We start from the raw sequence: 22,746 nt of genomic DNA on the forward strand, positions 1-22,746 counted from the left end.
GCCGTCACATCGACCAGACGTCTACATTGGATGAAGCGATGGCGGTGGCGCCCGCGCCCAACGCGGCCAGCACGTCGTCCTTGTCGCACACCAGCCCGCCCGCGATGATCGGCACGTCGGTGTCGGCGCGTAACCACTTGATCACCCGAGGCACGCATCCGGGCAGGATCTCGATGTAGTCGGGCCGGGAGATCGCCAGCTGCCTGCCGAGGTTGTGGTACGAGAACGAGTCGACCAGGAAGAAGCGGTGCACGGCGAGCAGGCCGCGGGCTTTGGCGGCCTTCACGATGCCCGCCTTGCTGCTGAGCACGCCGTCCGCCTTCGTGCGTTCGGCCACGAAGTCGACGGCGATGTCCCGGCCCTCCAGGCCCTCGACCAGATCGACGTTCACCAGCACGGTTTTCCCTGCGGCGCGCAGTCGATCGACGAGCGCTGGCAGGGTCAGGATCGAACCGAAGAGCAGGAAGACCACCGGGGGCTCCAGCTCCGTGACGGCACGGAGCCCGGCCTCGTCCTTCACACTCGCGACCACCGGCTGGTCCAGCAGGAGTTCATGCACAGTTCCACTATGACACAGGTTTCCGGGCGCCCGGCTCGCCGCGGCCGCCACGTCGCAGTGTCCACTTCGGATGCCGAGTCTCGTTGGGCGCCGGGCCGGCCGGTTCAGTCGCCGAGGTCGTGGTGGAGTCGTCGTTCGTGCAGTTCGGCGCCGCCGGGGCCGCGGTCGAGTTGGGTGCGTCCGGTGTCGATCCAGCCGTGGCGGTGGTAGAAGCGCAGGGCGCGTTCGTTGCCGCTGAGAACCCACAGGCCGGCGTGGGCGAAGCCGCAGGATCGGAGCCGGTCGAGTGCTGCGGCGTGGAGCCGGGTGCCGATGCCGCGGCGCCAGACATCGGGGGAGAGGTAGAGCGCGTAGAGGTCGCCGAGCGTGGGGTCGGCGCGGTCGGCCGGTACGAGCGGAGGACCGGTCGCGGCGAAGCCGACGACGGCGCCTGCGGTCGTCGCGACCACCACGCGGGTGTGCGGCGGGCGAGAGGTGAGGACGTCGGACCAGAACTCTTCGCGGTCGGGAACGGACAGGCCCGCCAGGACATCGTCGGCGAGCAGACCACGGTAGGCGGCGCGCCAGGACCGCACCAGCACGCGGGCGATGGCGTGCGCGTCGGCCTGCGTCGCGTCTCGTAGCTCCACCATGTCGACGATGCTTCCATGGGAGCGCCCTGATCCGCGTTTGTCTACCGGCATTTCCGGGTAAGCCCGGGCCCGCCCCGTCAGTCAGCGCCGGAAGGCGGCGATTGCAGTGTTGGAGGACTTCCAGAACGCGCCGCGAGAGTCGTTGCTGCGCATCAGCTGGCAACGAGCCGAACGCGCGGTCGTCGTCCATGCCGAGGGCGAGGTCGACCTCAGCACCGTCGCCGAGTTGGAGTCCGGCCTCGGCGCGGCCCGCGACGCGGCGACGCCGCCTGACCACCTGGTCGCCGATCTGGCCGCCGTCGGCTTCTTCGCCGCCTGCGGGGCCTCCATCCTGCTCGACTACCACTATCAGTGCACGAGGCGAGACACTCCGCTACATGTGGTGGCAGGTCTTCCGGTCGCGCGAACGCTGCAGCTGTGCCATGTTGACGGTGTGCTAACGGTGTTCCCCGCCTTGACCGGCGCAGTGTCCAGGGGGCGCGGGGCCAAGCGGCTGCGTGACGCCCCCGACTGGCCGGTCGATCCACTCGGATCGGTCGAATAGGGCTCCGCCTGGTGGGCATGTGCGCAACGTGAGGGGCGACGCGTTCGAGTCGGGAAACGGCCACGGACCGGTGCTGGCCTGGGACCTCACACCGGGCCGGGCACCTCCCACCGCCGCCGTCCGGCACCGGGCGGCCTCCATCCTCACCGCACTCGCCGAGGACCACCTCCACGCGGTCCAGCTCGTGGTGTCGGAACTCCTCGCCAACGGGCACGATCACGCAGGCGGGGCCCGGGGAGTCCGGCTGTGGCACCAGCGGAACCCGTGCCGGGTCCGGGTGGAGGTCGATGACGCCTCACACCGGCCCCCGGTACTTCGCGCGCCGACGCCACAATCCCTCCGTGGCCGGGGCCTTGTCCTCGTCGACCAGGTCGCGCGCGACTGGGGTTGCACGTCCCGGCCCTACGGCAAGACGGTGTGGGCCGTCATCGACTGCACCGCCTATCCCTGGGCCCGGTGCGCGTGAGCTCGCCCGGCCGCATTTGGTCCGCGTCCGGCTCCCGCTGAAGGAGCGCTTGGAGTGGACGATGGCGACGAGCGGGTGCCGCGCCTTCCGGGGGTGAGCGCCGCACCGAGGCCATCGAGTCCTCTGTGGATGGCTCTGCGGCAGTCGCTGACAGATGGTGGCGTGAAACGGTCCAGCATTCGTTTCACCCTGAGCGGATGACGCCCGTACCGCCCCGGCCCTACGACCATGCCGGTGGCGGGACGCTTCTCCCACGCCGAGAGACCGCTGTGGGCGAGAAACGAGGAACTCATGACCGAGACGGGTGCGACACCGGCGATCATCGCGGCCACCTCCGCCTTGGAGGAGCGGCTCCCGTTCGCCGACACCACGGACCTGGAGGACGCCGAACGCGGGTTCATCGGCGCGCTGCGGCCTGGCCAGGTGTTTGCGGCCGACGGCAGGGTCGTGTGGGACGCCGACGCGTGGGCGTCCGTTCTGGAGCTGGAGCGCCCGGAAACGGTGAACCCGAGCCTGTGGCGGCAGGCCCGGCTCGTCGCTCTGCATGGGCTCTACGAGGTCACTGACGGTGTCTACCAGGTGCGCGGCATGGACCTGTCGAACATGACGCTGATCGAGGGAGATACGGGTGTCATCGTGATCGACCCCTTGGTCTCCACCGAGACCGCGGCGGCCGCGCTCGCCCTCTATCGCGAGCACCGGGGGAACCGCCCGGTGACCGCGGTGATCTACACGCACAGCCACGTCGACCACTTCGGCGGCGTGCGAGGAGTCGTCTCCGGAGAGGACGTGGCGGCAGGCCGGATCCCGGTGCTCGCTCCCGAGGGGTTCGTCGAGCATGCCGTGGCCGAGAACGTCTACGCGGGGCCCGCGATGGCCCGCCGGGCGGCCTACATGTACGGGGCGGCTCTGCCGGTGGGCCCTGCGGGGCAGCTGGGCGCTGGCCTTGGCATGACGGTGTCCACCGGCACGGTCACGCTGATTCCGCCGACACTGGACGTGACGAGGACCGGGCAGGAGGAGGTGCTGGACGGGGTACGGGTCGTCTTCCAGGTCACGCCCGGCACGGAAGCGCCCTCGGAGATGAACTTCCTGTTCCCCGATCTGGGCGCACTGTGCATGGCGGAGAACGCCACCCACACCTTGCACAACCTGCTGACCCTGCGCGGAGCGCTGGTTCGTGACCCGCACGCGTGGGCGCATTACCTCACCGAGGCCGTCGACCTCTTCGCCGACGCCACGAGCGTCGAGTTCGCCTCGCATCATTGGCCGACGTGGGGGCGCGAGCGGGTCGTCGCTCTGCTCACCGAGCAGCGCGATCTCTATGCCTACCTGCACGACCAGACCCTTCGGCTGCTGAACAAGGGCTACGTGGGTGCGGAGATCGCCGAGATGTTCGAGCTGCCACCCGGTTTGGAAAGAGCCTGGCACACCCACGGTTACTACGGGTCGGCCAGCCACAACGCCAAGGCCGTCTACCAGCGGTACATGGGCTGGTTCGACGGCAACCCGGGCCATCTCTGGCCGCACCCGCCCGAGCAGGCGGGCCGCCGCTACGTCGAGGCGATCGGTGGGCCCGAAGCCCTGCTCGAGGTCGCGCGGCGAGCGTTCACCAACGGTGACTATCGGTGGGTCGGCGAGCTCGTCGGGCACCTCGTCTACGCGGATCCCGGGAACACTGCCGCCCGTGAGCTCCAGGCGGCCGCGTTCGAACAGCTAGGTTTCGGCGCCGAGAACGCGACCTGGCGCAACTTCTATCTCGTCGGGGCGGCCGAACTGCGTGGCGACAAGGTCGGAACACCCACGGTGGCGGCTTCGCCGGACGTCCTCGCGCAGCTCAGTCTCGGGCGGCTGTTCGACAGTGTGGCGATTCGGGTGGACGGGCCGCGCGCCGGTGACCTGCGGATCGGTGTCGACTGGACGGTGACCGGCCCGGACGGCGAGCACCAGTACTGGTCCCGGTTGTCCAACGGCGTGCTTTCCCACGGCGACGGTGCGGGCCGCGAGAAGGCCGACGCCGTCGTCCGCGCCGACCGGCAGGGGCTGCTCGCGTTGTTCTCCGGCCAGGCCGGGCCAGACGAGTTGCGGGAGTCCGGTTCGCTGACCATCGAGGGAGCCGCGGACGCCCTCGGCCGGATGCTCGGTGTGCTCGACTCCGCCGATCCCGGGTTCGCCATCGTCACGCCCCGGCCGCGGGAACGCTGACGGCGGGGCGGGCCACCGGTCTGCGTGAATGCCCGGCGAAACACCCTGGTCTGCACTACTTGCGACTACTTGCGCCTCGGGCCCTGCTCCTTGGTTTCGGCCTCCTCCGGAGGCGGGAGCCGATGAACCGAGACGATCTCCAGCCCGAGGCTCTCCAGCAGCGCGATCTGCCTTGGCGAAGGGGTAGCGCGGCGTGGCGCGGGAGATCGCCGCCTGGCTGTACCGGCGCGTCGGGCCGAGCGCCGAAGTCGCACTGGTCCGGGCGTGGATCGCCGTCGCAGACGGGTAGTTCGGCGAGGCCGAGCGGACACTGGCCCAGGTCCACAACGGGCATTCTCGGTTACCGCCCGTCACCGGCGTCGAAGCCAGGCTCCTCAACTCGGTCGTCGCGTCCCGCACGGGCCGGAGGACGGTGGCGATCAAGTCTCTCCACGACGCGCTGCACCTCGCCGAGCCTGTCCGGCTGATCCGGCCGTTCGTGCTGGCCGACCCGTGTGTCGGCCGGCTGATCAACGACCATGCCGGCGGGTTCGGCAGGTTGGAGGCGTTCAGCGCCGAAGTGCGCCATGCGATGTTCGCGGAAGCGCCGGGCAACGGCGGCCGGCTGCTCACGACCCGCGAGTACGACGTGCTCAGTCACCTCGCCTCGCCGGTGTCCTTCGACGAGGTCGCCGCGACCCTGTCGGTGTCGGTGAACACCGTTAAGACCCATGTCCGTGCCATCTACGCCAAGCTCGGGGTCACCAGCAGGAGAGCGGCGGTCAGCGCGGCCAGGGCCCGCGGCCTGGCCTGACCCGATCCGTCCGGGGCGCAAGTCATCCCCGGCGGATGAGGCGCCGCCGCCGTCGGTGGCGCAGCCTGCTGGCGATGTGTGAAGGAGGTGACCGTGACCGCGAAACCCGACGTGCCCGGAAAGCGTCGCTTCCAGCTGAGTCCGGGCCGCGTCATCGCTCTCGTCGTCGCCGTGGTGGTGGTCGTGTTCGTCGTGCAGAACCGCGACACCGTCGACATGCACCTGTTCACCGTCGTCATCACGGGCCCGCTGTGGACGGCGCTGCTCATCGTCGCGGCGCTCGGCGTGCTGACCGGATATCTCCTGACGCGGCGCCGCTGAGGTCACGAGCCGTCAGCTGGCAGCTCCCGCGAGCCCTTGAACAGGAGCGACAGCCTGGCTGGAACGTCAACAAGGCCCGCCTCGTCGAGCGCTCGCCTCAGCGAAGCGGCATGCTCGACGGGCGGCAGGCCAGCCGTGATCACCGTGAGAACACCTCGTTCGAAGGTGAGATCGACGACCTGCCACGACCTCTCGGCGGCCCAGCGCTCCACGACGGGCCGAGCCACCGCGACGGTGCGCTCCTGCTGGACGACGTGGTAGGTGCCGATGCCCAGCGGCACGCTGACCAGCAGGACGAAGCCGGCGATCACGGCGAGCGTGCGGACACCGAGTCGCCCCACCGGCCTGCCCGAGGCTTGGGCGACCGCGCGCACACGGTATCCGAGCAGCACCGCCGTGCCGGTCGCGATGATCGCGGCGACGTTCGTGGCGAACAGCAGCAACGCTCCGCCGGCCTGGCCGTACGCGCCCGACTCGAGGGTCAGGCCCACGACCGACAGCGGCGGGACCAGCGAGATCGCGATCGCGACACCGGGCAGCGTGTCCGACACGTCGGAACGCACGAGGGCGAACGCGCCGACGACGCCCGTCGCGAGCGCGGCGACCAGATCGATGAGGCCGGGGCTCACCCGTCCCGCGACCTGCGAGTTGGAGTCCGCAGTGATCGGGCCCGGCGCCAGCAGGCCGAGGCCGTAGCCGATCGCGATCACCACGAGAGCGCCGCCGACGACGAGGACCACGCTCGCCACGACCTGCTTCCGGACGGCGAGTACCGCGGCGAACGCGGTGCCGAGGATCGGCGTCATGAGCGGAGCGACGATCATCGCGCCGATCACCGTGGCGACGGAGTCGGCGACCACGCCCGCGCCCGCGATGACCGCGGACAGCGCCAGCAACACCCAGAACGCCGACCGCTGTGCCCGCACGCCCAGGAACAGCTTCTCCGCCATCCGGTCGATGTCGGCGTCGGACAGCCCGAGCTGCACACCCGTCTCGATACCCACCCGCGCATCGTCGCGGGCACGGCGGCGTGCTTCATCGTCCGCGGCGGGTGAGGCGGTCACCCTCACCTCGTGCGGGCGAGGATCCGCGCCACCGTCCTGGCCGTCCTGTCGATGCACCGGGAGCGACGGAGGTCGGCGCGTTGCTCAGGAATCCACATTGGGGTAACCCGGCCGCGTGGGCCCGCGCGTCGGCGTGGCTGACGTTCGCGAGCATCCTGCCGACCCTCACGGGGGTGTTCCACGTCATCGTCGGTCTGGTCGCACTACTGCGCGCGGACTACTACGTCTGTGGGAGAACCCTCTGCACCGGGACCGGACGTCGCCTCACCTTCCGGTGGTGATTCGACTCCCGCCACCCGGACCCGGCCGCCGCCCCTCAATGGACACACCCACTGCCGGCCACACCGCGTCTCACCCGGCGGTGACGAGGTGGGCGACGTGGAGCGCCGCCTAGCGTCGCCCGCATGAAGTCGCCGGGACGGGAGCTGATCGCGCGCGGTATGCCGCGAGCGCTGATGCTGCTCGTCGGGGGCGCATCGCTGGTCGTGATCATCGCCGGTCTCAAGATCGGCGCGTGGCTTCTCGGACCCGTCTTCCTGGCCGGGGTCATCGTGATCACGCTGAGCCCGGCGACGGGATGGCTGCGCAGGCACGGTGTCCCGGGCTGGATCTCGACGGCCCTGCTCGTTCTGCTCGTGTACGCGGTGATCGCCGCTCTCGTGCTGGTGGTCATCGTGTCCGTCGCGCAGCTCGCCGCCCTGCTGCCCACCTACGCGGCACGCGCGCACGACCTCGTCACACGACTCACGTCCCTGCTCGACCGGTGGGGCGTGACGCCCGACGACCTCCGCCCTGCCACGACCGGCCTGGACTTCGACCGGCTCATCGGGTACGTGGGGGCCGTGCTGGGCTCGGTGACCAGCATCGGCGCCGGAATCCTGTTCCTGCTGGCGCTACTGCTGTTCCTGAGCATCGAGGTGGCGGTGGCGAACGCCCGCAGGCTCGCCGTCACCGCCGAGCGACCCGGCATCGGCGTGGCGATCACGGAGTTCGTCCGCGGCACCCGCCGCTACATGCTCGTCACCACGGTGTTCGGCCTGATCGTCGCTGTGCTGGATGTCGTCGCTCTGGCGATCATGGGCATACCGTTGCCGGTGCTGTGGGGTGTACTCGCGTTCATCACGAACTACATCCCGAACGTCGGCTTCCTGCTGGGCCTCGCGCCACCCGCGGTGCTGGCGCTGCTCGAGGGGGACTGGCAGTTGATGCTGGCCGTCATCGTGGTGTACAGCGCGTTGAACTTCGTGGTGCAATCGTTGATCCAGCCGAGGTTCGTGGGCAACGCGGTCGGATTGTCGACGATCGCGACTTTCGTCTCCCTTGTGTTCTGGGGATGGATCATCGGACCGGTCGGTGCGATCTTGGCCGTGCCGCTCACGTTGCTGGCGAAGGCGTTGCTCGTGGACGTCGATCCTCGGGCGCGGTGGGTCGACGATCTACTGGCCAGCCGCGCCGTGGTGCTCGACCGCCAGGTGCCCACCGAACAGGAGGTGGCGCGGGAGTCCACGTGAGGCGCCTTGGCCTTCCGTTGCTCGTCCGGCGCTGTGCGAGGCGAACCACCGCCCGGGCAAGTAGCAGCGCTGACATCGGCGTTGCGTGTGATGTCCGGGTTGGACAGACCGGACGCTCGGCTGGCCTCGACGGGGCGACGGTGAACGTCGCCCCGTCGGTCACGTCGACGGTTGACGGCTGCTAGCGGTGCGGTCGGCGGGGTGGGCGGACGGTGAGCAGCACCGCGCCGGTGATGGTCATCGCGGACAGCAGCAGGACGGTCAGGCCGAGTTCGATGAGGAAATCGGTGAACATGGTCAACTCCGGATCTCTCGCTGTGTGGCACGGGCGCGGGAGCGCAGGCTGGTCAGGGTGACCGTGGTGAGGATGAGGACGATCACCGCCAGCGACAGGAGGGTGGGGATCTCGGGCACGGCGGGCCAGATGCCGTGTGCCCAGTGCAGGACGAGCTTGACGCCGATGAACGCGAGGATGAGTGCCAGGCCGTGGTTGAGGTGCGTCAGCTTGGCCAGCACCGCTTGGAGCACGAAGTACAGCGCGCGCAGGCCCAGCAGCGCGAAGGCGTTGGTGGTGAAGACGAGGTAGGGGTCTTCGGTGATGCCGTACACGGCCGGGACGGAGTCGACGGCGAACACCACATCGGTGGCGAAGACCGCGACGACCACGACGGTGAGCGGGGTCAGGGCGCGCCGGCCGCGCTCGGTGACGATCATCCGGGTGCCCTGGTAGTCGTCGGTGACGGGCATCAGCTTGCGCAGCAGGCGCACGGAGCGCATCCGCGAGACGTCGCGTTCGAGGCCGTCGCCGGTGAGCGCCTCGTGCAGGATCTTGATCGCGGAGGCGAACAGGATCGCGCCGAAGACCAGGAAGGCCCAGGTGCCCGCTTGCAGAAGGGCGGCGCCGGCGGCGATGAAGATGCCGCGCAGGACGAGGGCGCCGACAATGCCGTAGAGCAGCACCCTTTGCTGGATCTCGGCGGGCACCGCGAACGCGGCCAGCAGGAGCATGAACACGAACAGGTTGTCCACCGACAGTGACTTCTCCACCACGAATCCGGTGGTGAACTCCAGGGCCTGTCCGCCGCCGAAGGCCAGCCACAGCCCGCCTGCGAACAGCAGCGGCAACGCCAGGTAGAACACCGACCAGCCCGCGGCCTCGCGCATGGACACCTCGTGCGGGCGGCGGGTGACCAGGAAGTCGGCCACCAGCAGCGCCAGCAGCACCGCGATGCTGATCGCCCACAGCAGCGGTGATCCAATCGACTCGAGCGCCGGGGCGGGGGCGGAAACCAGGTGCATCAGGTCCTCCTCGAACACGGGTCACGGTTCGAGGTCTCCTTCACCCGGCAACGGGCGACCCGCCGGGGACATCCCTGGATGTCCGTACTGACCGGCCGGGCCTTTCGGGAAGTACTCCCCTCCCCACCGATTATGGGACAAATCGGGCAAATGTAAAGGACGTCCGGCGTCCCCCGATGGCGTGTCATCGCGGACCGGCGTGGGCCGTCGCTCACCGCAGCCACGACACGGTGGTGTCGCCGGTTCGGGAGTTCGCTCGTCGCGCGGTCGGCCGTCGCAGGGTCACCTCGATCGCGGGCACCTCGCGCCTCAACGCCCGCAACTTCGGTTTCGGTTGCGCCGGCAGGGCTTCCGAGCCGGTCCAGCGTTCCGTGGGCCGGTCTTCGAGGCGGGAACTCACGCGTGCTTCGATGGATTCCGCTCAGGGCGCTGACCACGACCGGCCGCCCGGCCGTCGCTTGTGGAGAGTCCGTTACTCAGTCACGACTCGCGATGGCGAACTCGACACCGGCGCGTTCGGCGACGCCGCGCAGCTGGGCGGCCAGTGGTCCTGGCATCGGGATGCCGGAATGGGCGCGCTCCTCGCGGGCGGTGGCCTCTGGGTCCCCTGGTACGAGCACCGGGCAGTCCGGGTCGAGCGGCGGGGTCTCGTGCAGGAGATCGATGGCGTCGTCGAGGTCGTCCTCGAACACGCCTGCCGCGCGGAAGAACGTGGGGTCCAGCGCGAGGAAGAAGTGCCCGATGTTGTGTGGCGCGTCCGGGTCGTCGCGCTCGCGGATTGCGGGGAACGTGCCGCCGCAGAGGGTGGCGCCGAGGATGTGGGCCATCATGCTGAGGCCGTAGCCCTTGTGGCTCGACATCTCCGGCGTGCCGCCGAGCGGGGTCAGCCCTCCGATGTCGTCCTCCCTGATGATCCGGAGCGCGACCGCCGCGTCCTCGACCGGTTGTCCCTGCTTGTCCAGCACCCAGCCCGGGGGCAGCGGTTTGCGGTGGTAGTCGTAGACCTTCACCTTGTTGACCGCGGCGGTTGTGGTGGCGATGTCGAGCAGGAAGTTCGGGTTGCGACGGGCCGGGGCGGCGAAGGCGAGCGGGTTGGTCGCGAGCCGGGGCACGGCTGATCCGGTGGGTGCGGCGCACGCGAGGTTCGCCGAGCTGGTGACCAGTCCGACCAGTCCTTCGGCCGCCGCCATCTCGGCGTAGTGCCCGGCGGCGCCGAAGTGGTGGGAGTTGACCACCGACACCACGCCGACCGCGCTCTGGCGGGCCTTCTCTATCGCCTTGCGCATCGCGAACTCGCTCGCGGGGTGGCCGATGCCGCCGCAGGCGTCAACGAGCGCCGACGCGGCGTTCTCCCGCACGACCACCGGTCGCGCGCGCAGGTCGATCCGGCCCTCGTTCCGGAGCTTCTCGTACGTCATCAGCATGGACACGCCGTGGGAGTCGGTGCCGGCGAGGTCGGTGCCGACCATGACGCCGGCGGTGGTCTCGGCCAGATCGGTGTCCATGCCCCACGCCGTGAGGACGTCCATGATCAGTCTGCGCACCCGCTCGGCGGGAACTCGCATGGGTACTCCTTGACTTGTCAGGCCGCGGCGGTGTCCGCGCGGATGGCACGGGCGAGATCGTTCTCGCCGAGGTGCTCGAAAACGTCGGCAGCGATGTGGGCTCCGATGTGGAGGCTCGACGTCGCCGCTGGCGACGGGGCGTTGAGCACGTGGATCGCCCGCGCGGTGCGGTCTATGACGAAGTCGTCCACCAGTTCGCCGTCGTCGCGCACCGCCTGCGCGCGCACCCCGCTGCCGTGACGGCGCAGGTCCTCGCCGTTCAGCGTGGGCACGAGCTTGCGGACCTCGCGCACGTAGAGCCGCCACACGAGCGAGCGGGCCATCTCGGTGAGTCCGTAACGCCAGTACCGCCGGGCGAGGCCACGCAGCGCGGGGTCGCGGGCCAGCTGTGCCAGCAGGCGCCGGTCGACGTCGCGCCAGCGGTAGCCCTCGCGCGCGAACGCGGGCACCGCGTTGGGTCCCACGTGGACGGATCCGTCGAGCATCGGGGTCACGTGCACGCCGAGGAAAGGAAGGTCCGGATCGGGCACCGGGTACACGGGGTTGCTCACGACGTCCCTGCGGCCGGGCCGGACCTCCGTGTACTCGCCACGGAACGGCATGATCCGCACGGTGGGGTGGTCGCCGGCCGCGCGGGCCACCACGTCGCTGTGCAGGCCCGCGCAGTTCACGAGCACGCGCGCGCGGACCTCCTCGTCCTCGGTGCGGACCACGGTCCGGTCGCCCTCGCCGGCGAACGACAACGCGGGCGCGTTCGTGCGCAGGGTCGCGCCGAGCCCGGTCAGCTCGCCGGCCAGGGCGCGGCAAACGGCACCGAAGTCGGTCATGGCGGTCTCGGCGATCGCGAGCGCCGCGATCCCGGCGACGTTCGGCTCCCGCTCGGCGATCTCGCGCCGGTCCAGCCGCCGCACGGTGACCCCGTTGGCCTGCCCGCGCTCGGCGAGCAGTTCCAGGCGGGGCAGCTGCTTCTCGGCGGTGGCCACCACGATCTTGCCGGTGCGCCGCACGGGAACGTCCTGCCGCTCGCAATAGCGGATCATCGCCTCGCCACCCGCCCGCGCCAGCCGTGCTTTGAGGCTGCCCGGCCGGTAGTACAGGCCGCTGTGGATGACATTGCTGTTGTGCCCGGACTGGTGCGCTCCCCAGCGGGACTCCTTCTCCAGGACGGTCACGGAGCGGCGCGGGTCGGCGAGCAGGATCGCCCGCGCCGTGGCGAGGCCCAGCACCCCTCCTCCGACTACGACGACATCGACAGCACGGGACATCTCGCGGACCCTCCTCGCTCGCAGCCCACCGCAGTGAAGGCCACCATGCCTGCGCCCACCCGTCTCCCACTCCACCCGAACGGAGACGCCGCGCGCCGCTGTGTTGATCCCACGCAGTGAAGGTGGCCTTCACTGCGTGGCGAACCGCTGCGACTGTATACAGTCGCAGCGTCCGTACACAAGGGGTTAGACTCCGCCGGTGAACCCAGTGGCCAGGACGAACAACAGCGCGAACGTGATCGCCGAGCGCCTGCGCGCGTCGATCCGGCACGGCGAGCTGCTCCCCGGCACCCGCCTCGTCCAGGAGAAACTGGCCGCCGAGCTGGACGTCAGCCGCATCCCCCTGCGTGAGGCGCTGCACACGCTGGCCGCCGAGGGCCTCATCGAGGTGCTGCCCCAGCGCGGCATGCACGTCGCCGAGCTGAGCCGCGCCGACATCGTCGACCTCTTCGAGCTGCGCCTGCAGCTGGAACCACCCCTCGCCGACGAGATCGTGCGCGGCTGCCGCGACCGCGACCTCGACGAGCTGCAGGCACTCGCCGACGAGATGCGCGCACTCGGCGCCGACGCGGCGGGGCGCGCCGTGCTCAACTATCGCTTCCACCGGCGCATCTACGAACTCGCCGAGCGCAAACTCTCCCTGCGCTTCATCGACCAGCTGCTACACCTCGTGGAACCCTACAGCCGCCGCTGGGTCCACTCAGGCCACGAACTGGACCGCATCGACGCCGAGCACACCGCCATGGTCGAGGCGCTGCGCACCCGCGACGCCTCGCTGCTGCGGCGCGTCGTCACCGCCCACGTCGAAGGCGCGCGCGACCACGTCCTCGCACACCACCCGGCGTAGGGCTCAGCGCGGGACGCGGCGACGCGGGCCGGCGCGGTGACTGGATCGAGGATGCCATCGCCGCGCCGGTCACCGTGACCATCGCGGGCTACTCGAGAGGGGTCGCGGCCGACCAGGTGCTCGGGTGCCCGGTGCGGTGCGACGCGGTGGAGCCGGTGCCGCGGCCACGTGTTCGTGCCGAGGGTCCATGACCGGCGGGCTGGCGGCGAGTGGGCCGAGACCTCGACAGGGCGAGGCGTGGACGACGGGTCTTCCGTGGGACGTCGGAATCAGTGCAGCAGCGCCGCCGCCCTGTCGACCGTGGCACGCATCAGCTCGGCGATCCGCTTGATCTCGGGGCGCTTGACACGGCCCACCGGCATCGCCGTGTTGAACGACAGGCGCAGTGCCGAGTGCTCGGCGGGGAAGGCGACCGAGACGGAGGAAACGCCCTCCTCGCTCTCCTCGGACGAGGTCGCGTAGCCGCGCCGCCGGATGCCGGCGAGCTCCCGCTCCAGCGCGGACCTGCTGCGGATCGAGTGCTCGGTCAGCCCCGGCAGCTCCTCGTCGGGATAGAGCTGGTGCAGCCGCTCGGTGGACAGGGACGCGAGCATGGCCTTGCCCGTCGACGTGCAGTTGGCGGGCAGCGAGCGGCCCAGCCGGGACGCGACGCGCACCGCGCGCGGGCTCTCGATGGCGTCGATGAACCGCACCGTGGTGCCGTCGAGGGTGGCGATGTGGACGGTCTCGCCGGTCTCGCCGTTGAGCTCCTCGAGAAACGGCCGCAGTGTCTGCCGCACGTCGAACTGTTGCAGGATCGAGAAGGCGACGCCGGTCAGCGCCGTGCCCGGCACGTACGCCTTCGACCGCCGGTCCTGCCGGATGAAGCCGCGGTAGTGCAGCATCGCCAGCAGCCGGTGGGCCGTCGACGACGCCACGCCCAGATAGTCAGCGACCTCGGTGAGCCGCAGCTCGCTGCGCTCGCCCAGCAGCAGCAGAATCCGCAGCGCGTTGTCGACGGATTCGATCGGGTACTGCGGGCGAGGGCCCACCCCGCCCGCATCGAGCGCAGAAACGTTCTTCACAGCAGAAATCCTAGCCGACCACGCCCCGCGTCGTTTCTCCGCTCACACCACCACCTCGGCGAGCGTCTCGGGGGTGAACAGTTCGTCGGGCTCGTACCGCCGCGGCGCCAGGCCCTGCTCGTGGGAGTAGCGCAGGAATGTCTCCAGCGCCGCGCGGTTCGGCTCGACTCCGTATGGCCACCAATCCTCACCCATCGCGGCGCGCGTGCGCTCCACCTCCGCCCACAGCCACGGCAGTGCGTAGGGCAGGGCCGCCGTCTCGCCGAGCCCGGACAGCGCGATGGCCTTGGCACGCACGCAGGCCTTGACGAGCTCCCGGGCCAGCCACCGGTTCCGCTCGTAGATCTCGCGCCGCAGCACGAGCGTGTGCATGACCGGGAAGATGCCGGTGCGGTGGTGGTAGTCGCGTTCCATCTGTTCCGGGTCGGGGAACAACCGTCGCAGGCCGCCGTGCCCCTCATCGTTGAACGGCCCGGGGTTGCGGGCGCTGTAGACGGCGTCCAGCTCGCCGTCGAGCAGCATCCGCGACAGCGTCTCGCCCTCGCGGATGGGTCGCACCTCGACGCCGGGTGGCAGGTCCAGCGCCAGCTTCTCCTCCCTGCCCGGCGCGTCGAGCCCACCGGTGCGGTAGCGGACCGACTCCACGGGCAGGCCGTGGTGCTCCGCGAGGATTCCGCGCACCCACACCGCGGCGGTGATCTGGTACTCCGGCACGCCCACCGTGCCGCCGGCGAGTGCGGCCGGGTCGGTGAACGGCGAGTCCTGCCGTACGTACACGGCGCTGTGCCGGAACGCGCGCGAGGGGAACACGGGCACGGCAACGAACGGCGCTCCTTGCGAGAGGGTCAGCACGTAGGTCGACAGCGACAGCTCGGCGATGTCGAACTCGCCGAACCTGAGCATCCGGAAGAACGTCTCCTCCACCGGGAGGTCGAGGAAGTTCAGTTCGGCGCCCGCGACGCGGACCTCACCCGTGCGCAGGGGCCACATCCGGTCGTAGCCCTGGCAGGCCATGGTGAACACCGGGGACACGAACGCCGCCTCCTTCAGCCCACTGTGGGCAGTCGCCGCACGAGGTGGTCCCACACCGAGGAAACGGCGCGCTCGTGGTAGATGTGCTCGCGCTTGGCCAGTGACTCCGCTGGCGGCGACCAGGTGGGCCAGCCGCCGCCGGAGTGCGTGAGCAGTTGCTGGGCGCACGCGCGCTCCAGCAGGATCGCGGCAACGGTCGCCTCCTCGACGTCCTCGCCGACCGCGACGATCCCGTGGTTGACGAGGAACACGGCGCGGGCGTCGCCGAGCGTGGCCGCGAGCGCCTTTCCCAGTTCACGCGTGAGCACGAGGTCGGCGGTGTCGGTGAAGCGGGGAACCTGGGGCGGCACGAAGTAGTTCGCGGCGTGGCTGACCGGGCGCAGCGGCTGGCCGGTGGCGGCCAGCGCGACCGCGTGCGGCGGGTGCGTGTGGACGACGGCACCGACGTCGGGCCTGGCGGCCATGATCTCGGTGTGGATGGGGTACTCGCTGTGCCGCGTGCCCTCGCCGCCTCGCACGGCGCCGTCCTCGTCGACGAGGTGCACCCGCTCCGGCGTCACCTCGTCGAGGCCCCACTCCGCCGACTTCAGCCACACGCCCTCGCCGCCGGGGTCACGGGCGGACACGTGACCCCAGATGAGGTCCCCGTGACCCGCGGCGGCAAGGACACGCGACGAAGTGGCCACGATCTCACGGACATCAGCGCACATGTGGTTCGTTCTCCGATCCTCAGTGGACAGTCATGGGTCAGGGCACGCTCGGCAGGACGAAGACGAGCCAGGTCAGTACGGGGGCGGTCACCGCCATCGCGATGCCCCAGCCGAGCATCGTGCGGAACAGGGACGGCCGTTCCGGCTCCGGCGCGTTGGCCAGCGTGAGGGCCCCGACGGACGAGAACGGCGTCGAGTCCACCACCGTGGCCGAGATCGCCAGCGCGACGATCATCGCGGTCGCGCCGACCTGCCCCTGCACGAGGAACGGCACCGCGAGCGGGATGAGCACGCCGAGCAGGCCCGCGCTGGAGCCGAAGGCGGAGGTGACCGCACCGACGAGACACAGCAGGAACGCGGTGAGCAGGGGCACGCCGATGCCCGCGATTCCGTCGCCGACGGCGGCGATCGTGCCGTAGCGCTCCATGGCGGCGACGAGCGTGGTGACACCGCAGATGAGCAGTACCACCGACCACACGATCTTCTTGTCGGCCCTGTCGAAGCGCTTCGGGAACACCGCGTGCAGCGCCACGGCCGCGACGAGCGCGAGGAAACCGATCTCGATGTCGAAGACGAGCGCGCCGACGCCGACCCCGAGCATCACCAGCAACGTGATCGCCTGGTCGGTCCGCAGCGCGGCGGGGCGTGCCGAACCGCTGCGCTCGTTGCTGGTCTGCGCGCCTGCCGTGGACCCAGGCACGTCCCCGGAGCCGCCCGTGGCCGTGGCGGCCGCGCCGCCCTCGGCACGGGCGCCGACGCCCGCGGCGATCGTGGCACTGGCCGTCGCGACGCGCATGTGCCGTTCGCGTAGCAGCGTCCGGCCGCCGAAGCAGAGGTAGATGACCACGGCCAGCACGATGTTGTAGGCGGCGTTGCCGAAGAACAGCGCGGCCGAGGAGACCTGAACGCCGCCCGCTCCCGCCGCCTTCTGCACGATGATCGCGAGCCCGTTCAACGGAGAGAAGTTTCCCAGGCACGACCCGTGCATGACCATCAGCGCCGACATGCGCCGGTCGATCGCGTAGCGATCGCCGAGCCGCAGGCACAGCGGAGCGAGCATGGCAACGCCGGCGGGCCCCAGCGCGCCCGCCGTGGTGGGCACCGCGGAGAACACGAAGACGAGCCACGGCACGAGCGCGGGCCGGTCGCCAAACAGCCACACGGCCCTGTCGATGATCCATTCGATCGTGCCGTTCACCGAGGCGAGGCCGAACAGGTAGGTCACGCCGACGAGCAGGACGAAGAGATCCGCGGGGAAGCCGGCCAGCAGGTCGTCGACGCTTTCGCTCGCGACGAGCGTTCCGATGAGGAACGTCGCGACGAGCGAGAGCGCGCCGATGCTGACAGGCCTGAGCGTGCCGACGATGAACACCAGCACGAGCGCCACGACTCCGATGACGTGGATGGACACAGCAATTCCTCTCCGCGCGCTTCATTGGGCGCGACCACCGAGTGGGGCATCGGGACAACACGAGGACCGGTCTCTGCGATGCAGAATCACTTTCTTTCATTCACTCGTTCGTGTCAACAGTGCCGAGCGAACACAAAGGACGATCACACCGGAACGGACACGTCCCGCCGCAGCCGCGCAAGCTCATGCCGCCACGCCGTCGCCGTGTTGAACGTCGCTCCGAGATCGGGCAGCTCGGCCAGGTCCTCCTCGGGCAGATCGGCGAGCGTCCCGCCCGCGCTCACCACGCGTAGGGAGAGCGCCGCGAGCCGGTCCACGCTGATGGACTGCAGCACGGCCTGCTCGACGCTGCCCCCGGCACTGGTGAGCCCGTGACCGCGCAGGAGCACGACCGGCCGCTTTCCCATCGCCGCCACCATCTCCGCCGCCAGCCGCCGGTTGCGCACCAGCAAGCCCCGCGGGTAGACCGGCACGCCCCCGGCGGCCAGCCGCGTGCCGGGGATGTCGAAGGCTCCGACGATCGGCCGGATCGCCAGTCCCGCGAGGTCGGCCGCGACGACCGACGGCGGGTGCGCGTGCACGACCGCCTCCACGTCGGGTCTGCCGCGCAGGACCTCGGTGTGCAAGGGAAGCTCGTTCGGCGGAGCGTAGCCGCCGTCTAGCTCGCCCGCCGTCCCCGGCTCCCCGTCGAGGTCCACGAGCCGGATGTCGGCGCTGGTGGTGAACGCGAGTCCGCGTTCCTCGGGGCCACGGCAGCGCACGAGCAGTCGCCGCGCGTCAACCCGCAGGCTGATGTGCCCCAGGATCCCGTCGGCGAGGCCGCGCGCGGCGAGCACCCGGCAGGCCTGCGCGATGTGGGTGCGCAGGGGCGCCAGTTCCTCGCTCATGTCACCGCCCCCGTCCTCGCGCTGGGCCGTCGTGCGGACACCAGTTGCCGGACCTCCTCCAGGGACATCGTGCCCGCCGCCTTGCGGCAGACGACGAGTGCACGCGGCCAGCTGACGGTCACGGCACCCGCGAACGTGCCGTCCGGCTCGGCGTAGAGCGCGGCGAACGAGCGCTCCGGGTCGGGGCCCGGCACGAGAACGTGGCCCAGCGCCCCTCCGGTGCGGCCGGTGAGCTGGAGCGTGCGGTCGTACTGGTCGCTCCACACGTACTCGACCGGCTCGTGGACGCGCGGCGCGTCCGGCCGGACGATGTTGTGGGCCACGCAAGCCGCCTGCTCCACGGCGTTGGTCCAGTGCTCGGCGCGGCCGAGCCCGCCCCGCCGGGGATGCGGCACGCGGGCCACGTCGCCGACGGCGTGCACGTGGTCCGCCGCGCGGCTGAACCGGTCGCACACCACGCCGTCGTCGAGGCGCAGGCCGGAGGTACGCAGCCAATCGTCGTTGGGCACGGCGCCGATGCCGACGACCACGGTCGCGGCGGGCAACGGGGTCCCGTCGCCGAGACGCACCACGAGCCCGTCCTCGACCTGCTCGACGCCGTCGACGCCCACCCCGAACCGCCTGGTCACGCCGTGCTCGGCGTGTAGCCGTGCGAACCAGCCGGCCACCGCGGGATCGAGCACCCTGCTCATCGGCGCCGGAGCCGGGTCAACGAGCGTCACGTCGCGCACCCCGAGACCGCGGGCCGTCGCGGCGACCTCGGCGCCGACGAAGCCCGCGCCGATCACCACCAGCGGCCCACCGCGACGCAGGTCGCGCGCCAGCGTCGTGGCGTCGGCGAGCGTGCGCAGGACGTGCAGGCCGGGCGGAGCGCCCCACGGCGACGGCCTGGCCCGCGCGCCCGTCGCGAGGACCACGTCGTCGTAGCGCAGCTGCTCGCCGTCCGCCAGCTCGACCCGGTGGCCCGCGACGTCGAGCCGTGTCGCGGCGCGGCCGAGCAGCAGCCGGATCCCAGCGTCACGGGCCGCGCTCTCCGTCAGCAGCGTGATGTCGTCGCCGGTCGACGTGCCCGCGAGCACGCCCTTGGACAGCGGCGGCTTGTCGTACGGCGCCACGGTTTCCTCGCCGACGAGCACCACGTCGCCGGCGTAGCCCGCGCTCCGCAGCGCCTGTGCCGTGCGCACCCCGCCGACCGAGGAGCCGACGATGACCGTCACCGGGCTCACGGCGTCTCGACCCTCAGCGCGGCGACGGGGCAGCTGCGGGCGGCGTCGCTGATCCGGTCCATTTCGGACCCCGAGACCTCTTTCCTCAGCACCACCACCAGGCCGTCGTCGTCGAGGTCGAACACATCGTCCGCCGCGACGACACAGTTCGCGTAGCCCTGGCACAGGTCCAGATCGGCCTTCACGAGTGCCATGTCGGTTCCTCCTAGTCACGCCTTCACGGCGATGCCGCCGTCGGGATGGATCACGTCTCCAGTGATGCCGCGGGAGCGCTCCGAGGCCAGGAAGACGTAGCTCCACGCGTGGTCGGCGCCGGAGAGCGCGACGCGCAGCGGCACGCGGCCGACCAGCTCGGCCTCCCTGCCCGCGGTGGCGCCGAGGCTGCGCTCGCCGAGCCCGAGGCTGTCGAGTCCGCGCAGGTCGGTGCCGAGCGTGCCGCCCGGTGCCACGCCGTTCACCCTGATCTCGGGAGCGAGCTCGTGCGCGAGCGCGGTCACGAGTCCGCGCACGGCGAACTTCGAGGACACGTACAGCACGCCGCCGCGTCCCGGGTAGTACGCCGAGGTCGACTCGGTGAGCACAACGCTGCCCCCGCCGGCGCGCAACGCGGGCAGCGCCGCCTTGACCGAGTGCAGCTGGCTCTTGACGTTCACGGAGAACATCTCGGCGAAGGCGTCGTCGATCGCGGGGGCGTCGAGCTCGCCGAGGCCCCGGTAGAAGTCGAACACGCCGACGCAGTTGACCAGCACGTCGAGCCCGCCGAACTCCGCGACCGTCCTCGCCACCGCCTCCTCGTTGGCCGCCCTCGTCGTCGCGTCACCCGCGACGACCGGCAGGTCCGGGATCTCGGTGGCAAGCGCCTCGCACTTGGCCTCGTCGCGTTCCAGCACGGCGACCCGCGCGCCCTCGTGCCGGAACGCGTCGACCACGGCCCTGCCGATGCCCGACCCCGCCCCGACGACGAGCGCCCTGCGATCCTCCAGCCAGCCCGTCACGCGTCCTCCTCGGCGTGGCCGAACAGCGGACCGAAGGGCGTGCCGATCATCGCCGAGAACGTCGCGGCGTTCTGCCACGTCAGAGCCTCCAGCTCCAGCGGGCACAGCGCCACCCATTGCCCCGACTTGGGCGCCTCGACCAGCAGCCGGGAGCCGTTGCGCGTCTCCACGCGGCACACCCGGATCTCGGCGAACTCGTTGCCCAGCACGATCTCCTCTCCTTGCCGGTTCTCCCGCAGCTTCCGCAGCTCGGCGGCGGCGAGCGCGGCAGCCTCGGCGTCGTCCTGCTCTCCCGGCCAGCGCGCAGTCATAGGAAGATCGCCAGGTTCTGGGTGCGCAGCACCGCGTCGTCGACGAGGATCGTGCGGCGCGCGAGCAGCCAGCCCTCCCCGTCGGGAGCCCGCCGCAGCAGGTCCTCCCTCCCTGCCGAGACGATGGCGGCCTCCCGCACGTCGCCCCGGCTGCGGTACAGCAGCACCGCCGAGTCCACGACGACGTGCCCGGGGTCCTCGGTGGCGAACGTGCGCACGTTGGTGACGTAGTGCCGCAACCGCGATGGCGGGTCCTCTGTCCACGCGTGCTCGGTGGCGAAGCGCGCGACCCGCCGCGACAGCGAGTACTTGTTCTCGTCGAAGTGCGCCATGCCGGGCGCGGAGTCGTAGCCGGCCCCGAGCGCGGTGCTGACCCGCACCGGCATCAGGTAGTGGATGTCGTCGGTGAGCAGGTCGAGCCACTCGTCGTAGTGCTGGGCGTCGAGCAGGTAGGCCTCCTCGACGAGCCAGTGGTGGGCCTGCAGGTGCCGCTCGTCGGAGAACGGCAGCGAGCGGCCGGTGCGCTGGAGCGCCGGCGCGTGCCCGCCGAGCGCCGACTCCGCCGAGTACGGTCCGCCGTTGCCGGTCGGACGCTGCCGGGCGCGGGCGGAGGTCATGCCGTCACCGCCTTCCCGCCTCGGCCCACGTGGATTCGCTCCGCGGACTCCGCGGGCCGTTCCAGGTAGTCGGCCCAGCGCCGCAGCAGGTGCCGCTGGTTGTACTCGCCGTAGCCGACGTAGGCCTCCCCTGGGCCGGAGAACCGCTCGGGCGGCAGGGGCGGCACGACGGTGGCGTCGTCCTCCAGCAGGCCCATCCTGCTGTTGAGCAGCAGCCGCCTCGCCATCGAGCCTCCGGCCGTGCTCGTCAGCGACACCCAGTTCTCCACGTCGTCCTGCTCGAACATCCCGGTGCTGCCGAAGCACATCAGGTACGCCTTGTAGGACAGCGCCTTGTACTCCTCGGGCGCCTCGGCGTCGACGGCGAACCACGACAGCACCTCGGTCTCGTCGGGCCCCACGGGCTGCCAGGTGCGGATCGAGATGAACGGCAGCACGTCGTCGGAGTCCTCGACCCTCGGCCAGTTGTGGACGAAGCTCAGGTTCGGGAAGACCGAGGCCGCCGAGACCATGAAACCGTCGTGGCCGACGAGGTCGAGCTGTTCCGGCGACCAGACCTGTTTCATCCGCTCGATCATCACGTCCGGGTAGCCGACGTAGCGCAGCCGTTCCTCCAGCGTGCCGGGCGGGAGCTTGTACGTCGTGCCGCCGCCGTTGCCGGCCCAGTAGGTGCAGCCGTCCTTGCGCTTCTCCGCCTTGGGTTCGCGGAACAGGCCGATCTCCACGACGCTCGTGTGGGTCTGCGGCGTGTGGTACATGTCGCCGGCGAAGTTCTCGGCGCCGATCTTCCAGTTCGCCTTGACCCGCCAGCGCTGCGGCCCGCGCAGTTCGATGCCGGACGGCGACTGCCTCGTGTAGTAGTCGAGGTAGAACGTGAAGTCGCCGAGGTAGTCGCGCAGGGGCGGCGCGTCCGGGTCCATGCTGACGAAGATCAGCCCGTTGTAGGTGTCCAGCGCCGGGGCGGGCAGCAGGGTCTGGGATTTCCGCCGGAAACCGGCCTCCCCGCCGTATGCCTCCTTGTGGAACGGGAGCCCGACCAGCCTGCCGTCGTTGCGGTACGACCACCCGTGGTACGGGCAGCGAAAGTGGGAGGCGTTGCCCATCTCCGCGCGGCAGACCTGCATGCCACGGTGCAGGCACATGTTGAACAGCGCTCGCACCTGGTGGTCCTCGCCCCTGGCCACGATGAACGAGTCCTCCAGCACCCTGCGCACCACGTAGTCGCCGGGCTGCGGGATCTCCGACTCATGTCCCACGAACACCCACGCGCGGCTGAACAGACGCTCCCTCTCGAGCCGGAACACCTCCTCGTCGTTGTAGATGTGGGCCGGAATCATGCCCCGCCGCACTTCCTCGAGGAGATGCGACTGATCGTCCATCACGGGCCTCGTTTCTGCTCTACAGAGAGTTGATCTTTTCAGC

At 70.7% G+C, this 22,746-nt stretch carries 25 protein-coding genes and 1 pseudogene; 9 read left to right on the forward strand and 17 right to left on the reverse strand.

Features of this window, described 5'->3' with window-relative positions:
* Window positions 1-4: 4 nt before the first annotated feature.
* Complete coding sequence (locus DI005_RS02620) at window positions 5-559, reverse strand: glycerol-3-phosphate responsive antiterminator (RefSeq protein WP_228714060.1); 555 nt, start codon at window positions 557-559, stop codon at window positions 5-7.
* A 104-nt stretch (window positions 560-663) separates the two neighbouring features.
* Entirely contained in the window at window positions 664-1,191 is a 528-nt protein-coding gene (locus DI005_RS02625; RefSeq protein WP_113641147.1) for a GNAT family N-acetyltransferase, read from the reverse strand.
* A gap of 106 nt (window positions 1,192-1,297) precedes the next feature.
* Here DI005_RS02625 and DI005_RS02630 point away from each other — a divergent pair, with 106 nt between their 5' ends.
* The 6 genes and pseudogenes from DI005_RS02630 to DI005_RS02650 all read left to right on the forward strand — a co-directional run bounded on the left by DI005_RS02630 (window position 1,298) and on the right by DI005_RS02650 (window position 5,520).
* Window positions 1,298-1,735, forward strand: coding sequence for an STAS domain-containing protein (locus DI005_RS02630; protein ID WP_158303145.1), 438 nt, complete (start codon window positions 1,298-1,300; stop codon window positions 1,733-1,735).
* A 19-nt stretch (window positions 1,736-1,754) separates the two neighbouring features.
* Window positions 1,755-2,201: an ATP-binding protein gene (locus DI005_RS02635; RefSeq protein ID WP_228714059.1), complete on the forward strand. Its 447-nt coding sequence runs from the start codon at window positions 1,755-1,757 to the stop codon at window positions 2,199-2,201.
* 291 nt (window positions 2,202-2,492) lie between these two features.
* A complete protein-coding gene (locus DI005_RS02640; RefSeq protein WP_113641148.1) occupies window positions 2,493-4,406 on the forward strand; it encodes an alkyl/aryl-sulfatase in 1,914 nt (637 codons plus the stop codon).
* Between the two features lie 307 nt (window positions 4,407-4,713).
* Window positions 4,714-4,881, forward strand: a pseudogene (locus DI005_RS39410) (hypothetical protein); the annotation flags it as partial.
* A gap of 96 nt (window positions 4,882-4,977) precedes the next feature.
* Window positions 4,978-5,199, forward strand: a complete 222-nt coding sequence (locus DI005_RS39415; protein ID WP_255565656.1) for a response regulator transcription factor — start codon at window positions 4,978-4,980, stop codon at window positions 5,197-5,199.
* Window positions 5,200-5,292: 93 nt separating this feature from the next.
* Window positions 5,293-5,520 carry a LapA family protein gene (locus tag DI005_RS02650; protein ID WP_113641220.1) on the forward strand — a complete coding sequence of 76 codons (228 nt, stop codon included), beginning with the start codon at window positions 5,293-5,295 and terminating at the stop codon, window positions 5,518-5,520.
* Window positions 5,521-5,522: 2 nt separating this feature from the next.
* Here DI005_RS02650 and DI005_RS02655 read toward each other — a convergent pair whose 3' ends face one another.
* Window positions 5,523-6,524, reverse strand: a complete 1,002-nt coding sequence (locus DI005_RS02655) for a DUF389 domain-containing protein (protein ID WP_199542458.1) — start codon at window positions 6,522-6,524, stop codon at window positions 5,523-5,525.
* Window positions 6,525-6,664: 140 nt separating this feature from the next.
* Between DI005_RS02655 and DI005_RS37860 the strand changes: the two genes are divergently transcribed.
* Complete coding sequence (locus tag DI005_RS37860) at window positions 6,665-6,865, forward strand: hypothetical protein (protein WP_137095903.1); 201 nt, start codon at window positions 6,665-6,667, stop codon at window positions 6,863-6,865.
* A 123-nt stretch (window positions 6,866-6,988) separates the two neighbouring features.
* Entirely contained in the window at window positions 6,989-8,095 is a 1,107-nt protein-coding gene (locus DI005_RS02660) for an AI-2E family transporter (RefSeq protein WP_113641150.1), read from the forward strand.
* A 297-nt stretch (window positions 8,096-8,392) separates the two neighbouring features.
* Here DI005_RS02660 and DI005_RS02665 read toward each other — a convergent pair whose 3' ends face one another.
* From DI005_RS02665 to lhgO, 3 genes are all read right to left on the reverse strand, one after another.
* A complete protein-coding gene (locus DI005_RS02665; protein ID WP_112273239.1) occupies window positions 8,393-9,394 on the reverse strand; it encodes a TerC/Alx family metal homeostasis membrane protein in 1,002 nt (333 codons plus the stop codon).
* A 476-nt stretch (window positions 9,395-9,870) separates the two neighbouring features.
* A complete protein-coding gene (locus tag DI005_RS02675) occupies window positions 9,871-10,959 on the reverse strand; it encodes an Ldh family oxidoreductase (protein WP_113641152.1) in 1,089 nt (362 codons plus the stop codon).
* Window positions 10,960-10,976: 17 nt separating this feature from the next.
* Entirely contained in the window at window positions 10,977-12,224 is a 1,248-nt protein-coding gene (gene lhgO / locus DI005_RS02680) for an L-2-hydroxyglutarate oxidase (RefSeq protein WP_113641153.1), read from the reverse strand.
* A gap of 199 nt (window positions 12,225-12,423) precedes the next feature.
* Here lhgO and DI005_RS02685 point away from each other — a divergent pair, with 199 nt between their 5' ends.
* Window positions 12,424-13,071, forward strand: a complete 648-nt coding sequence (locus DI005_RS02685) for a GntR family transcriptional regulator (RefSeq protein ID WP_113641154.1) — start codon at window positions 12,424-12,426, stop codon at window positions 13,069-13,071.
* A gap of 269 nt (window positions 13,072-13,340) precedes the next feature.
* Here DI005_RS02685 and DI005_RS02690 read toward each other — a convergent pair whose 3' ends face one another.
* From DI005_RS02690 to DI005_RS02740, 11 genes are all read right to left on the reverse strand, one after another.
* The gene (locus DI005_RS02690) at window positions 13,341-14,135 is read right to left on the reverse strand and encodes an IclR family transcriptional regulator (protein ID WP_112273014.1); all 795 of its coding nucleotides are present in this window, start codon (window positions 14,133-14,135) and stop codon (window positions 13,341-13,343) included.
* Between the two features lie 42 nt (window positions 14,136-14,177).
* Window positions 14,178-15,167 carry an ABC transporter substrate-binding protein gene (locus tag DI005_RS02695; protein WP_113641155.1) on the reverse strand — a complete coding sequence of 330 codons (990 nt, stop codon included), beginning with the start codon at window positions 15,165-15,167 and terminating at the stop codon, window positions 14,178-14,180.
* Between the two features lie 14 nt (window positions 15,168-15,181).
* The gene (locus tag DI005_RS02700; RefSeq protein ID WP_113641156.1) at window positions 15,182-15,877 is read right to left on the reverse strand and encodes a class II aldolase/adducin family protein; all 696 of its coding nucleotides are present in this window, start codon (window positions 15,875-15,877) and stop codon (window positions 15,182-15,184) included.
* 37 nt (window positions 15,878-15,914) lie between these two features.
* On the reverse strand, window positions 15,915-17,288 hold the full coding sequence (locus DI005_RS02705; RefSeq protein WP_113641157.1) for an SLC13 family permease: 1,374 nt from the start codon (window positions 17,286-17,288) through the stop codon (window positions 15,915-15,917).
* A gap of 143 nt (window positions 17,289-17,431) precedes the next feature.
* Window positions 17,432-18,175 carry a class II aldolase/adducin family protein gene (locus DI005_RS02710; protein ID WP_113641158.1) on the reverse strand — a complete coding sequence of 248 codons (744 nt, stop codon included), beginning with the start codon at window positions 18,173-18,175 and terminating at the stop codon, window positions 17,432-17,434.
* Complete coding sequence (locus DI005_RS02715; RefSeq protein WP_113641159.1) at window positions 18,172-19,401, reverse strand: NAD(P)/FAD-dependent oxidoreductase; 1,230 nt, start codon at window positions 19,399-19,401, stop codon at window positions 18,172-18,174. Before DI005_RS02715 ends, DI005_RS02710 begins: the two co-directional genes overlap by 4 nt.
* A complete protein-coding gene (locus tag DI005_RS02720) occupies window positions 19,398-19,595 on the reverse strand; it encodes a ferredoxin (protein WP_112273004.1) in 198 nt (65 codons plus the stop codon). Before DI005_RS02720 ends, DI005_RS02715 begins: the two co-directional genes overlap by 4 nt.
* A gap of 15 nt (window positions 19,596-19,610) precedes the next feature.
* Window positions 19,611-20,396: a 3-(cis-5,6-dihydroxycyclohexa-1,3-dien-1-yl)propanoate dehydrogenase gene (gene hcaB, locus DI005_RS02725; protein ID WP_113641160.1), complete on the reverse strand. Its 786-nt coding sequence runs from the start codon at window positions 20,394-20,396 to the stop codon at window positions 19,611-19,613.
* Window positions 20,393-20,707 carry a hypothetical protein gene (locus DI005_RS02730; protein ID WP_113641161.1) on the reverse strand — a complete coding sequence of 105 codons (315 nt, stop codon included), beginning with the start codon at window positions 20,705-20,707 and terminating at the stop codon, window positions 20,393-20,395. Before DI005_RS02730 ends, hcaB begins: the two co-directional genes overlap by 4 nt.
* On the reverse strand, window positions 20,704-21,324 hold the full coding sequence (locus DI005_RS02735) for a 3-phenylpropionate/cinnamic acid dioxygenase subunit beta (RefSeq protein WP_112272998.1): 621 nt from the start codon (window positions 21,322-21,324) through the stop codon (window positions 20,704-20,706). Before DI005_RS02735 ends, DI005_RS02730 begins: the two co-directional genes overlap by 4 nt.
* Window positions 21,321-22,703, reverse strand: coding sequence for a Rieske 2Fe-2S domain-containing protein (locus DI005_RS02740; RefSeq protein ID WP_112272996.1), 1,383 nt, complete (start codon window positions 22,701-22,703; stop codon window positions 21,321-21,323). The genes DI005_RS02735 and DI005_RS02740 overlap by 4 nt, the downstream gene beginning before the upstream one ends.
* Window positions 22,704-22,746 lie beyond the last annotated feature (43 nt).

Source organism: Prauserella sp. PE36, from assembly GCF_003311655.1.
GTDB classification, from domain to species: Bacteria; Actinomycetota; Actinomycetes; order Mycobacteriales; family Pseudonocardiaceae; genus Prauserella_A; species Prauserella_A endophytica.

Excerpts from the sequence above, each read along its gene's own strand:
- DI005_RS02625 (WP_113641147.1), bottom strand. The coding sequence starts at position 1,191 with ATGGTGGAGCTACGAGACGCGACGCAGGCCGACGCGCACGCCATCGCC.
- lhgO (WP_113641153.1), bottom strand. The coding sequence starts at position 12,224 with ATGTCCCGTGCTGTCGATGTCGTCGTAGTCGGAGGAGGGGTGCTGGGC.
- DI005_RS02660 (WP_113641150.1), top strand. The coding sequence starts at position 6,989 with ATGAAGTCGCCGGGACGGGAGCTGATCGCGCGCGGTATGCCGCGAGCG.
- DI005_RS02640 (WP_113641148.1), top strand. The coding sequence starts at position 2,493 with ATGACCGAGACGGGTGCGACACCGGCGATCATCGCGGCCACCTCCGCC.
- DI005_RS02740 (WP_112272996.1), bottom strand. The coding sequence starts at position 22,703 with ATGGACGATCAGTCGCATCTCCTCGAGGAAGTGCGGCGGGGCATGATT.
- DI005_RS02710 (WP_113641158.1), bottom strand. The coding sequence starts at position 18,175 with ATGAGCGAGGAACTGGCGCCCCTGCGCACCCACATCGCGCAGGCCTGC.
- DI005_RS02665 (WP_112273239.1), bottom strand. The coding sequence starts at position 9,394 with ATGCACCTGGTTTCCGCCCCCGCCCCGGCGCTCGAGTCGATTGGATCA.
- DI005_RS02700 (WP_113641156.1), bottom strand. The coding sequence starts at position 15,877 with ATGTGCGCTGATGTCCGTGAGATCGTGGCCACTTCGTCGCGTGTCCTT.
- DI005_RS02675 (WP_113641152.1), bottom strand. The coding sequence starts at position 10,959 with ATGCGAGTTCCCGCCGAGCGGGTGCGCAGACTGATCATGGACGTCCTC.
- DI005_RS02730 (WP_113641161.1), bottom strand. The coding sequence starts at position 20,707 with ATGACTGCGCGCTGGCCGGGAGAGCAGGACGACGCCGAGGCTGCCGCG.
- DI005_RS39415 (WP_255565656.1), top strand. The coding sequence starts at position 4,978 with ATGTTCGCGGAAGCGCCGGGCAACGGCGGCCGGCTGCTCACGACCCGC.
- DI005_RS02735 (WP_112272998.1), bottom strand. The coding sequence starts at position 21,324 with ATGACCTCCGCCCGCGCCCGGCAGCGTCCGACCGGCAACGGCGGACCG.
- DI005_RS02720 (WP_112273004.1), bottom strand. The coding sequence starts at position 19,595 with ATGGCACTCGTGAAGGCCGATCTGGACCTGTGCCAGGGCTACGCGAAC.